At 43.2% G+C, this 12,338-nt stretch carries 12 protein-coding genes and 3 pseudogenes; 13 read left to right on the top strand and 2 right to left on the bottom strand.

Translation table 11 applies throughout. The features are described from left to right. Window positions 1-770: 770 nt before the first annotated feature. Entirely contained in the window at window positions 771-971 is a 201-nt protein-coding gene (locus JCM10550_RS23900; protein WP_245619403.1) for a hypothetical protein, read from the bottom strand. Between JCM10550_RS23900 and JCM10550_RS15960 the strand changes: the two genes are divergently transcribed. From JCM10550_RS15960 to JCM10550_RS15910, 12 genes and pseudogenes are all read left to right on the top strand, one after another. Next, the gene (locus tag JCM10550_RS15960) at window positions 959-1,444 is read left to right on the top strand and encodes a glucose-6-phosphate isomerase family protein (RefSeq protein WP_245619401.1); all 486 of its coding nucleotides are present in this window, start codon (window positions 959-961) and stop codon (window positions 1,442-1,444) included. The genes JCM10550_RS23900 and JCM10550_RS15960 overlap by 13 nt on opposite strands. Before the next feature lie 111 nt (window positions 1,445-1,555). Beyond that, window positions 1,556-1,735, top strand: coding sequence for a type II toxin-antitoxin system HicB family antitoxin (locus JCM10550_RS15955; RefSeq protein WP_245619400.1), 180 nt, complete (start codon window positions 1,556-1,558; stop codon window positions 1,733-1,735). A 91-nt stretch (window positions 1,736-1,826) separates the two neighbouring features. Further along, the gene (locus tag JCM10550_RS17710; RefSeq protein ID WP_083475580.1) at window positions 1,827-1,973 is read left to right on the top strand and encodes a type II toxin-antitoxin system HicA family toxin; all 147 of its coding nucleotides are present in this window, start codon (window positions 1,827-1,829) and stop codon (window positions 1,971-1,973) included. Window positions 1,974-2,164: 191 nt separating this feature from the next. Then, window positions 2,165-2,401, top strand: coding sequence for a hypothetical protein (locus JCM10550_RS19330; protein WP_157200377.1), 237 nt, complete (start codon window positions 2,165-2,167; stop codon window positions 2,399-2,401). Further along, window positions 2,331-2,528 (top strand): hypothetical protein, encoded by a 198-nt coding sequence (locus JCM10550_RS15950; protein ID WP_062400581.1) that lies wholly within the window; start codon window positions 2,331-2,333, stop codon window positions 2,526-2,528. The genes JCM10550_RS19330 and JCM10550_RS15950 overlap by 71 nt, the downstream gene beginning before the upstream one ends. Window positions 2,529-3,275: 747 nt before the next feature. Continuing rightward, window positions 3,276-3,876, top strand: a pseudogene (locus JCM10550_RS25440) (DapH/DapD/GlmU-related protein). Between the two features lie 716 nt (window positions 3,877-4,592). Next, window positions 4,593-5,039, top strand: coding sequence for a DUF6444 domain-containing protein (locus JCM10550_RS23890; RefSeq protein ID WP_245619398.1), 447 nt, complete (start codon window positions 4,593-4,595; stop codon window positions 5,037-5,039). A 217-nt stretch (window positions 5,040-5,256) separates the two neighbouring features. Further along, on the top strand, window positions 5,257-6,078 hold the full coding sequence (locus tag JCM10550_RS23885; RefSeq protein WP_245619405.1) for an IS66 family transposase: 822 nt from the start codon (window positions 5,257-5,259) through the stop codon (window positions 6,076-6,078). Then, window positions 6,053-6,963 (top strand): annotated as a pseudogene (locus tag JCM10550_RS15925) (IS5 family transposase). Before JCM10550_RS23885 ends, JCM10550_RS15925 begins: the two are co-directional and overlap by 26 nt. 309 nt (window positions 6,964-7,272) lie before the next feature. Further along, window positions 7,273-8,020 (top strand): annotated as a pseudogene (locus tag JCM10550_RS15920) (glucose-6-phosphate isomerase family protein). Between the two features lie 135 nt (window positions 8,021-8,155). Beyond that, window positions 8,156-8,401 carry a hypothetical protein gene (locus JCM10550_RS15915; protein WP_062400575.1) on the top strand — a complete coding sequence of 82 codons (246 nt, stop codon included), beginning with the start codon at window positions 8,156-8,158 and terminating at the stop codon, window positions 8,399-8,401. Between the two features lie 239 nt (window positions 8,402-8,640). Continuing rightward, window positions 8,641-9,300 (top strand): glycosyltransferase family 4 protein, encoded by a 660-nt coding sequence (locus JCM10550_RS15910; protein WP_062400573.1) that lies wholly within the window; start codon window positions 8,641-8,643, stop codon window positions 9,298-9,300. Window positions 9,301-9,572: 272 nt separating this feature from the next. Here the strand turns inward: JCM10550_RS15910 and JCM10550_RS23880 are convergent, their stop codons facing one another. Next, complete coding sequence (locus JCM10550_RS23880) at window positions 9,573-10,016, bottom strand: hypothetical protein (protein WP_062400571.1); 444 nt, start codon at window positions 10,014-10,016, stop codon at window positions 9,573-9,575. Window positions 10,017-11,411: 1,395 nt separating this feature from the next. On the opposite strand from JCM10550_RS23880, the gene JCM10550_RS15900 reads away from it, so the two are divergent. Then, on the top strand, window positions 11,412-12,308 hold the full coding sequence (locus tag JCM10550_RS15900) for a reverse transcriptase N-terminal domain-containing protein (RefSeq protein ID WP_218185270.1): 897 nt from the start codon (window positions 11,412-11,414) through the stop codon (window positions 12,306-12,308). Window positions 12,309-12,338: the final 30 nt, after the last annotated feature.

The raw sequence follows: 12,338 nt of genomic DNA, 5'->3' as shown, positions 1-12,338 counted from the left end.
GAGTGGTGAAATCTACAAATTTACGCTTACGTCCCCCCCTTGGCTAAAGACCAAGGGGGGGTTTTACGCTTTCCTTATAAATGTGAAAAATGCAGACAAACTGAATGTGAATCCGTAAGCTGAAGCGCCATGATCCCGGTGGCGGTAATTTACCATCTCCCTATCCTTCACCAAACTACGCATCTCCCTGTATGGGGGGGATGACCTCATCCGATTCACCTGTTGAGGACTGCGCTGGCGGATGTATGCCAGAACCATCAATGATTCACCCTGTTTTTTGGGAATCGAAGGCAGGAATGACGTTTTTCTGGCCCGGTTTTATTCCCGGAAAATGCGTGCATTTTATGCGTTATTTGTGGGATTCGGGGGGCTGTTGGTGGATTTGTGGGCGGACGCTGTTGATGGGTTTTTTACAGAGGATATGTTGGGTATCTCAGGGGGGGGAGATCGGCCCGCTCCGGCCTTCTGTGAGGATCGGTTTTTGCGCGTTTTCCGGGGGGGATGTATGCAGTATTTAACTTCATATAGTCGATTTCAGCTATTTCTCTCGCATTTCATCAATTGTTCTCGTTGTGGGTATGAACACTGCTCTCATACCATGGTGTCTGAATGACATTTTCAGTTCCGTCAATACCTAAATAATGTCTGTTCCCAGAGGGGGGGGTTAATGAAATACCATTAAATATGAATCCAAAATGGATATTATAAATATTGCACAATCCCATACACTGGGTATGAACCGTTACTGGAAGGGTGTGCTTCCTGAACCGTCACTGCGAACGGTGGGTGATATGGCTGGTGTGCTGGCAGCTCCGGTGGGTGAACGGGATCCAACCACACCACTCTACTCCATGTACCGCGATCTTGCGATGAGTGCAGACGATCGTGACTGGCTTTCCCGCCAGCACATACGGTATGACATCACGGTCATCCCTCCGGTAGTCCTCGGTGGGGGAATATGTCAAGACCAAGGGGGCATTACCACCCCCCCAACTCCCCCCCTTCCGGCATCGGCTACCCCCCCGAACTCTACCAGGTGCTCTCGGGAACGGCACATTTTCTTCTCCAGCAAAAGAGCCTCTCTGATGTGGTGGCAGTCGCTGCAGCTGCCGGGGGGGAATTTGTAATGATCCCGCCCGGATACGGGCATGTGAGCATCAACTCCGGTGAAGAGGTGCTCGTCATGGCGAACCTGGTCTCGACCCGGTTTGCCAGTGAGTACGCGCTGTATGAAGAGCTGCAGGGCGGGGCCTACTATAAGATGGAAGGAAACGGCTGGGTGATGAATCCGCGGTATCCCATGGTATCCTCGTTCAGGGAGATGTCCGCACGGGATGCGCCGGGTCTGGGGGGGATTCAGCATGGGATGGATATGTATGATCTGGTATCCGGCTCTGCCGATCTCTCGTTTCTCAATGAGCCGGAAAAGATTGCGGACCGGTGACTCCTGCCTGTGCTCGGGATACCCCCTGTAATTCCACGAGTATGAGAGAGAGATCTGCTGTGCTGACTCTATCAATATTATCCGTATGAAGGGAGATGATATGGTAATATTATGAAGACATTCACTGCGGTAGTCTATACGGAAGATAATATGTACATCGCAGAATGCCCCGAAGTGGGTAGAGTCAGTCAGGGAGAGACCGTGGAAGATGCAGTAGCAAACCTCAGGGAAGCCACAGAGTTGTACCTTGCTGAATTCCCCCCCTCGAAAAGAGGGGAAAGCCCATTATAACGACATTTGAGGTGGCCGAGGGTGTCGGGGTGTAATCCAGCCTCAGGCGAGACAGTGATAAAATACAATACTCTCAAAAGAATATGGATTCATGGTAAGCGGGCAATCGGGAAGCCATGTGCGCCTCTCGAAACAGACAGCCAATGGGAAGGTGGGGACTGTTGTACCGCTGCACAAAGAGGTGAAGACCGGCACTCTTCGTGGCATCCTGAAACTGGCAAAGAAGAGATCCGGATGATTTTGCCCGGCATCTGTGATTACTCTTCTCTGATACAAAGCCCCCCCGTATCTATTTCGGGGGGTTCACGAAGAAAGCAGGCAGGAAGCCCACGACTTTAGTCATGGGTGGTTGACCCACATTGATTAGCGAAGAACCATACTGGCTCTTTGCTGTTTTAGGTGGGCTATTAATCAAACACCGAGAAGGGTGTGACAATTGACCCGGTTGTCCGTTCTAAAGAAGTGTATGACGCGAAATTCGTCTACGAAAACCTCGAGGCCGACACCATCGGTGACGTCTCTGTGCAGGTCGCATCTGTCGCAGCATTCGGAACCGCTGCCGCCCATGTGATGGGCGACGACGACCTTGCAAACCATGATCGGCGGGACCCCCCCGTCACGCGACACTGCAAAGGACACGTTCTCATGCAAGCTGAAGTGCTATGACCCCCCCGCAGGCGAGACATACTACGTCACCCTCTCCCGCAGCAAGGTGCGGATCTCCTCCTACGCGGATGATGCGATCCGGGAAACGGTTGAGATCTGGGCTGACGGGAAGCATAAACTTGGCTGAGCTTGAGCTGAACTGAACTTGAGCTGAGCTGAACTCTCAGAAACGCAACCAAAACCTCCATAACTATTGGGCGAATGCCAGAAACAGGGGGGGTGATGTCCTCCCCCCCTGTTTTTGGTGTCCTTTTTTTGAGCTTTTTATTATTTGGTACCAGATTTTGGATCTTGGTTTGACCTGTTTTTGCCTTGCTATTATCTTGTTTTGATCCTGTTTTTGACCCTGGGTGTGGGGGGGAAACAGGGGGGGTGAATCTGGTGTATTTTCGGCTTTTTTTGGTGTTATTTTTGGATGGGTGAATTTGCGGCAAATTTGCTCTGTATTTGCAGTATTGGTCTTATTTTGAGGTTTGTGTGGCGGTGCTGTTGGTGGGTGTGTTGCAGAGGATGTATGGCATGTCTCGGGGGGGTGAGAACAGCCCGCTCTGTGCTTCTGTGAGGATCGGTTTTTGCGCATTGTGGCATTTTTTGGGTATTTGAGTGACGGTTATCCAAAATGGCTGGTGCGGGGGGGATCTGAAAATGCAGTGCGGTAAATATGAGGATGGTTATAACAGTGCATATGGATTCCGTAATCGATTCATCCGTGAACGAAACTATTCTCCTGCCGAACAATCAGTTACAATAATTTATATGCTATTTATTTTCAGTATATTAACGTTGTTGTAATTTTCCAAACAAATGTGCGCATTATTTATATGAATATTCTAAAAATATATACTGGATTTTACCATACTGGTCTGAGGTGTGTATCATCATTTTTGGAACAAATACAATCGGCAACAATACCATAGTATCGGATAACGTAACGCTGGGGGGGTTTCCTTCACGTGAGCACATGGGCAAAGAAAAGTTTCCGGGGACGATCATTGGCGGGGACGGGATGCTCCGGTCGGGGACAATTATCTATGCTGACGTGGTGATTGGGAAGAATTTTTCCACGGGTCACAATGTGATGATCCGGGAGAAAACAACCATCGGTGATGGCGTCTCCATCGGCACGAATACGATCATTGAGGGGGAACACGATCATCGGAAACAATGTGAATCTCCAGAGTCTGGTCTACATCCCGACGGGGGTGTTGATTGAGGACAATGTCTTCATCGGCCCGAATACGGTGCTCACGAATGACCCGTATCCTCCGCATGGCGGGAATCATCTGAGAGGGCCGGTGATCCGGAAGGGTGCCTCCATCGGTGCGAACGCCACGCTTCTGCCGGGTGTGGAAATTGGTGCCGGTGCCCTTGTCGCAGCCGGTGCGGTTGTCACCCGGGATGTGCCGCCCCCCCGCATGCTTGCGGTAGGGAGTCCGGCCCGGTGTAAGGAACTGCCTGAAGGTGCGAGACGATGATCCCGGTTGGAAAACCTTCTGTCGGTGACGAAGAGATTGCCGCCGTGAGTGACGTTATCCGATCGGGGATGCTCGCCCAGGGTGCGGTTGCGGCTTTCTGGAATTTATCAGTCATATCAAGCCATAGCAGAGGACTTCACAAATCCTGAAGAATTCCTTGTCTAAATTTTCAATGCAGAAGTCCAGTCCAGAGAGGCGTGCCCCCCCGGCTTCTGTGTGAATTGTTTTTTAGGGGGTCATTTGACCATTATTTGGCTCTGTAGAAATCCTTTCATATTTTTAAAGAGTTCTGTTTTCAGACATTAACTAAGGAACTTCGTTTTGTTTTTGGTTGAATAAATTTGGAATTCCCATACAATTGATCTTCTGATTGCTATTTTTTCAGAGGATTTCTACAAAGCCCATTATTTGGCATTTTTTGGGTTTTAAGTTTTATGTGTTTGATGGTGTTTTTCGGGTATTTTGTTATATTGGAGACTGCATGAAAATAAGATACAGAGAATTTCTATAAACTTCCTTTTTACCGGAAGTACTTTATTGAACCGGATCGATCCCTCATTCATGAGCACTTTCATTAATTTTGCAATTAAGTCTGAATACTCACGTATTGCTGAGTTAGGCGATAAATTAGGTGAAATGTAACTATTCAGCCCCCCACCAATTTTAGCGAAAATTAACCGTTAGATCAAAATATTATGGGTGCATATTAACTTTCAATGAATGTGCCTCCGGATCGGGAACAGATATTACATTTAGTTCTAACCGATCCTCAAGCCGCAACGGATCTCATTTTGGATCTATATCTCACTGTTCAGAAACAAGCTGAAATCATTGAGAAACAGGCTCTGAAAATCGTAGAGCTTGAAGCACGGATTGAAAATCTGGAGGCACAACTAAAACAGAATAGTCGTAATAGCAGTCGTCCACCTTCAAGTGATTTTTTCAAACCAAAACCCAAGAGCCTGAGGAAAAAGAGCGGCAAGAAACCTGGTGGCCAAAAAAACCATCCGGGTAAAACCCTTAAATTGGTGGAAGATCCGGATGAGATTGTCTCTCATCCGGTTTCAACCTGTGAATGTGGGCATTCCCTCCAGGCAATTGAACCCTTCAAAATTGTGAGACGGCAGGAATTTGATATTCCCCCCCCGTCAAAATCACAGTGACCGAACACCGGGCTGAAGTAAAGATTTGTCCTGTATGTGGAAGGAAAAATATGGGTGAATTTCCCCTGCATTTGACTAATACAACTCAATATGGACCAAATCTCAAGGCAGGTGTGCTGTATCTGAAGGATGAAATCTTCACGTCTTTCGAAAAGGGGGGGCAAGACTTTTTAAGGACAGATACCACCAGCAGATAAGTCAGGGAACGATTCAGAATATCTGCCGTGATGCGTATAAATCTCTTGAGTCCTTTGAATCAGAGATTAAAGGAATCCCCCCCCTTCATTCTCCTGTTTTACATGCCGACGAAACCGGATTAACCGTTCTTGGACTAAGATGGTGGCTGCATACGATAGGCAACGAGAAACTTACGCTATACGCTGTTCATCCAAACAGAGGTTCAAAAGCTGTTAATGCCATGGGAGTTATTCCAAACTATAGTGGAATTCTCGTACACGACTTCTGGGCAACATACTTCATGTATGATTGTCAGCATTCTCTCTGTAATGCTCACATAATGAGGGAATTAGTGGGGATTGTCGACGGATATAAACAGAACTGGGCAGGAAAGATGAAAACGCTCTTTGAAGATGTTTATGATTATATCTTTGTTCAAAACAAGCGGAATCCGGTGAGATTGACCGAATTTGAAAAGGCATATCAAAATATTCTGGATGAAGGATTCGGGGAAAACCCACCACCTCCAGATCATCTGACCTGCAAGAAAAGAGGGCGAAAAAAGAGGTCAAAACCAGCCAATCTTCTGAGAAGACTGGATGGATATCGTGAAGATATTCTGAGATTTATGTACAACGCAGTCGTCCCCTTTACGAACAATCTGGCAGAACGGGACGTCAGAATGATGAAAGTGCAGCAGAAGATCTCAGGTACGTTCAGATCGGTTGAGGGAGCAGAGATATTCTGCAGAATAAGAGGGTATATCTCGACAGTCAGGAAGAATGGAAAGTCAGTCTATGAGGCATTGAAAAGGTTGGCCGAAGGGAACCCATTCACTGTTCAAGACCTCATGGCTGAATAGTTACGGTGAAATAGAGATACTAATAAACTGGGAACTATTTTGTCCCATTCTTGGAAACCTGTATTCAAATAAAACCGATAAAGGCGGTCGTCCCAATCTGGATGAAATCCTCATGATTAAAATGCTCGTTCTGCAGCAATGGCATGGCCTCTCTGATCCCGAACTTGAAAGGCAGGCGAATGACCGGATCTCATTCAGGCAGTTTCTTGGATTACCCAATAAAATACCCGACCGATCCACGATCTGGCTCTTCCGCGAAAGAATATCCGAATCCGGAAAATATATTGCGATCTGGAATGAACTCCAGCGGCAGCTGGATGCTAAAGGGCTTACGATCAGGGAAGGTATGATCCAGGATGCAACCTTCATCCATTCCGATCCGGGCCATACTTCTTCCGACACTCCCCGGGGGGGAGGTGAGGCAAAGACCAGAAGAAGTAAAGATGGCACATGGACGAAGAAAGGCGGGAAACCCCATTTTGGATACAAACTTCATGCAATTATGGACGGGGGGGACTATGATCTGATACGAAGTATTTCTACAACAACTGCATCAGTTCATGACAGTCAGGTAGATCTCTCCGAAACGGGAGAGGTTGTTTATCGTGACAGAGGATACCAGGGGGGGCGAAATGTAAAGGATACAATGCAACCATGAAAAGAGGAGCAAAAGACCATCCGATTGGTATCCGGGATAAACTTCGTAACGAAAGAATCACCAGAAAACGATCAAAAGGAGAAAGACCGTTTGCTGTTATGAAAACAGTATTTCAGTCAGGAACGATGAAAGTGACTGAACTTGGCAGAGCAAGGGTGAAGAATACATTCACTGCATTTTGTTATAACCTCTCTCAATTAAGAAAGATTCAAAAACAGAGAGCTTAGAGCGATAGCTATCTGAAAAAGAGAGAGAAGGAGCCTGAGTAAAGGGATTGGGCAGAGTTGTATTTTGCATCTGTTTTGGCTATTTCAAAAACCGGGATAATAGTAATCCTCTACAATAATTTCCATAAATTATCCCCAAAAAATACCCTACGAAAACCTGGAATACATAATCAGGATACCATGTGAACACTATCCGGGATATCATACGGACGCCATAAGCAATCTTCCCGCGCGTCAGTTAATGAAATATCATTAAATACGAATCCAAAATGGGCAGTATAAATATTACTCCCTTCCATACATTGTAGCATGGACCGTTACTGGAAGGGTATTCTTCCCGAACCTTCTGTACGCACTGTAGGTGATATGGCATGTGTACTTGCAGACTTGGATGGGCACTAGCACCACCTTGGACCCCGGAAACGCCCCCCCTCTACCACATGTACCGCGATCTTGCGATGAATGAAGAAGATCGTGAGATTCTTCCCCCCCGCCAGAATATTCGATATGATATTACGGTCATCCCTCCGGCAGTCCTCGCCGGTGAATATGTCAAGACCAAAGGACATTATCACCCGGAAAACCCCCCCGCAGGTATTGGCTACCCGGAACTCTACCAGGTGCTTGCAGGGAGGTGCACTTCCTTCTCCAGCGAAAAAATTTGTCTGATGTGGTGGCAGTCGCTGCATCTGCCGGTGAGTTTGTGCTCATTCCGCCTGGGTATGGGCATGTGAGTATTAACTCTGGCAAGGAACTGCTTGTCATGGCGAATCTTGTCTCGACTCAGTTTGAAAGTGAGTATGCGTTGTACGAGGAGATGCGGAGTGGGGGGGCGTTCTATGCGATGGAAGATAACAGAAACGGATGGGTTCGAAACCCTTGGTGACCATTAACCACCCCAATCTGAGAAATATCTGCACAGGAACTTAGGATCTTGAACAGGACGGTGATCAGACATGGGATGGGGATCTATGATCTGGTTTCTGGATCAGCAGATCTCTCATTCCTGAATGAGCCTGAAAAATGGTGGATCTGTGGTTTTAAGAAAAGATATTAAAAATTACCACTGGTAAATGATTTACTAGGGTTTAACCGGAATGCTGAAATGGGATGATGAGTGATTTGGGATGAGACCAATATTGTACGCTATAGAGTATAATCGAATGAAAATGTGGCGTGATGGTGATAGTTTATGAAAATATTACAAGTAATTCCTTTCTTCACACCCAAAAGGGGAGGGGCTATAACAATTCTCTACGACCTAGCCAATGAACTCTCTAAAAAAGGACATGAGGTAACAATTCTCACAACAGATTATCAATACGATGAAGAATATGCAAGCGGATTAACTGATGTGGAGATAATAATATTTAAATATGATTTTCAAATAGGCCTATTCATATATTCCCCCAATTATGAAAAAATGGGTGAAAAATAATATTCATAGGTTTGATGTAATACATTCTCATAACTATCGTTCATATCAGAATATAATAATCCATTATTATGCTAAAAAGAACAGGGTACCATTTGTAATTCAGCCTCATGGTTCATTACCGAGATTTAATAAAAAAATATATTGAAATATATGTTTGATGCCTTTATCGGGAAGAGAATGCTATATACTTCATCAAAGCTGATTGCATTAAATTTAAAAGAAAAAAACAATTTGAATACATGAATGTTAAAAGGTCATCAATTGAAATCATTCCAAATGGTATTCGGGTTGCAGATTACCAAAAAAAGATGGAGCAAGGATTATTTCGAGAAATGTACAATATTAAAAAAAGTGACCTCATTTTGATGTACCTTGGAAGACTAAATCAAATAAAAGGGATTGATCTTCTTCTTCAATCATATGCTGATATAGTAAATGAAACGAAACCTAGTATGTTAGTAATTATTGGTGGAGATGATGGCATATTACTAAAATTGAGGGAACAGACAGTCGACTTAAACCTTCAACAAAATGTGATATTTACAGGACCTCTATATGGATTTGATAAAATCCATGCATTGTATGATGCAGATGTTTTTGTGCTTCCATCAAGATATGAAATGTTTCCAATCTCTATTTTAGAAGCAGCTGCTTGTGGTAATGCAGTTATTTCCACAAAGTATTGTGGCATTGAAGAAATTGTAAAAAATTTTGGATTAATTGTGGAATTTGATAGAAAAAATCTTGCAGATTCAATGTTGTCCCTCATGAATGATGATGAATTTCGAATTTCGTTGGGAAATGTAGGTATACAAATTGTAAGAGAAAAATATGGATGGGACATAATTGTAAATCAATACGAAAAGATGTATCACGATGTTATCCAATCAAATAAATGAGTTATTTATGGTCGTGCGCATATATGCAAGAAATAATTTATATATTTGTCATGATTTTAGGCAAATTATTCCACTATCGGCAATGGTCATTTGAGTGAAATATTTGCCGAGGAACAAAGCACGGGTATATATATATATGTGGAAAATGGTTCTGGAAAATTATAATGAATATTAAGATATTTCTCCCAAGAGTTACAGCATAATATGATCACTAAATTAATTTCCCATTACTTAACAGAAATTATGCAGTCTTCACTGCTAAAAAATGCCTACTATCTTATGGTCGGAACAGGTATTAATTCGATACTAGGTTTTACCTTTTTATTAATAGCAGCAAATTTGTTCGAAGTTGATGCAGTAGGACAAAGTTCTGCTGCTCTCTCATTTTTAGGTTTATTAGCATTAATTTCTGAATTGGGAGTTGGAATTGCACTGATTCGTTTTCTTCCAAGTGCAGGTTCTCGATCACGTAATTTAATAAATACTGCATTCACTCTTTGTAGTGCCTCTTCCATAATTTTTGGAGTCATTGTTATTATCGGCATGCTCATTTGGATTCCAGAACTTTCAAAAATCTTTAATAATATCCTATTTATAGCCATTTTTCTGTCTTTTGCAATTGCCTTGACATTGCAACCAGTCATTTCAAATATTTTCATTGCAAAAAGAGCGACCCAATTTGTTTTATTAATTAATGTTATAGCTTCATTATCCAAGATAGTTTGTCTGATTTTTTTATATTATCTTTATCATGGAAATTTAAGCATATTTATTTCAGTAGGACTAGCAACGACACTGGTAGTTATACTGTCACTTTTCATATTTATACCAAAGGTAGAAAAAAACTATGTGTTTTCTCCTCAAATTGACAAAATTTGCATAAAAAAATAAGTCATTATTCTGCAGGAAATTATGTGGGTAGATTGTTTATTCAGGCAACCCCACTGATATTACCTTTAATGGTGACCAGTGTCTTAGGTGCAACATGAATGGTTATTACTATATTACTTATTCTTTTATCGCAATTTCCCAAATAATCCCATCTTCAATATGTAATTCATTGTTTTCAGAGTGTTCTAACGAAGGATGCATTGAAAAATCAAATGTTAAAAAATCGATAGCATATATGATCGTATTGTTGGTTGCATTAATTTCGATATACGAAATCGGAGCGGACATAATTCTCTCCTTTTTTGGTGATGACTATTCTTCGAATGGAGGATTTTTATTACGTACATTGGCAATTTCTGTTATTCCATGGAGTTTTTTTTACTTATACATAAGTCTTGAGCGGATCAAAAAACATATTAAAAAATATTATTATTTTTTCACTGTTCTCTACTAGCCTCTCACTAATATTATGTTATTTATTTATGAGAAGTATTGGATTACATGGAATAGGAATTGGTTATTTAGTTGCTCAAACTTTTGTTTCAGTACCCGTCATCTTTTTAATCTGGCGGGATTACTTGAATATTCAATCTGCTGAAAAATAAGGCTCATCGTTGTCTTAAGAGGGTAGTTGAATAGGGATGCAAGATTGCTCCTGCGCCCCCCTTCCGTAAACGCTCACTAAGGACAGATCAAATTGAGCCTTGTAAATGGTCATTATAATTTGATCCAGTTTTAGCCAAAATGGTCACCACAAACTGATCCAGTGCGACGGGAAAAGCTATATCAATGGATTGCGGTTTAAATCCGCTACTCTCTCCATTCAGAGTGTCCCTACTCTGATGTGCATATCTGGTAACGGATTTGTGCGAAGCTCAGAGGACAAAGCGAAGTAGTACTGAACCTGACAATACAAATTCGCCAGGGAAATGGGTACATGGAGAATCGAAAGGTGAAGCTTCGTTTAGGGGTCGTAATTTGTGACATGCGAAAGTTGGGTTGATTACGCATGAGCCAAAACGGCAACGAAACCCGGTTGTGACTTCTGGATCATGTCACAACGAATGGACACACGGGTTTCCGGCCCAGAGAAGCCTCCTAAATGCCCTACAATTATCCCAGATATGGAACCCGGTAAACCGTATGTGCTCCCTAATCAAGGGTAGCAAATCGCGAGATAAAGCAACGGCACAGACGGCAGAGGAGATGGCAAAAGGCGAATGATTGCCTGTAATGGGCAATATAGAGGCAAAATGCTCGATGCGAAAGCATGCAGACTTGCCATAGGTCACAGAAGCAAAAGAAGATGTTTGATTATGAATGTGAGTGAACCAGAGATGACTTCGGTCACGGACCTTACAGACGATGAACTCGCCATGAAGTGGAATGAAACTGAATGGGCAGAAGTAGAAACGATTGTCAATAACCTACAAGTTCGAATTGCAAGTGCAGCCAAAAACAAAGACTGGAAAAGTGTAAACAAACTTTCAAGACTCCTGACAAAATCTTATTATGCCAAACTACTGGCAGTTCGCAAAGTAACCAGAAATAAAGGGAGGAAAACCCCCGGAATTGACGGAGTTATCTGGACATTACCAGCTGACAAAATGCGAGCCGCCCTTAGCCTTACAAAGAAAGGTTACCGTGCAAAACCACTCAAAAGGAAATACATCCCAAAGAAAAACGGGAAAGTAAGACCTCTAAACATACCAACACTCTACGACAGAGCTATGCAGACATTATATGCTCTGGCATTAAGCTCAGTCGAGTCAGCCACCAGTGACAGAACCTCTTTTGGGTTCAAGCCCTATCGCTCAACAAAGGATGCATATGCCTACCTATTCATTTGTCTAAGCAAGAAAATTGCTCCACAATGGATTGTGGAAGGCGATATCAAGGCCTGCTTTGATGAGATAGGACATGACTGGATACTGAAAAATATCCCCATGAACAAGAATGTCCTCAAAGAGTTTCTAAAAGCGGGATATATCGAAGATTTCAAGTTAATTCCAACGGAAAAAGGTACTCCCCCCCAGGGAGGCACGATATCTCCCATAATTGCAAATATTACGGCTCTGTTGAATTCCTCAAATATAACAACGAAAGCAACAGACTGAACCGCTTTCGTAATGTTATGAAGAATCACC

Origin of the sequence: Methanogenium cariaci JCM 10550, assembly GCF_001315945.1 — an archaeon.
In the GTDB taxonomy this organism is placed as follows: Archaea; Halobacteriota; Methanomicrobia; order Methanomicrobiales; family Methanomicrobiaceae; genus Methanogenium; species Methanogenium cariaci.
The sequence above is the reverse complement of the archived record's forward strand: the minus strand, read 5'-3'. Positions and strand labels throughout refer to the sequence as shown.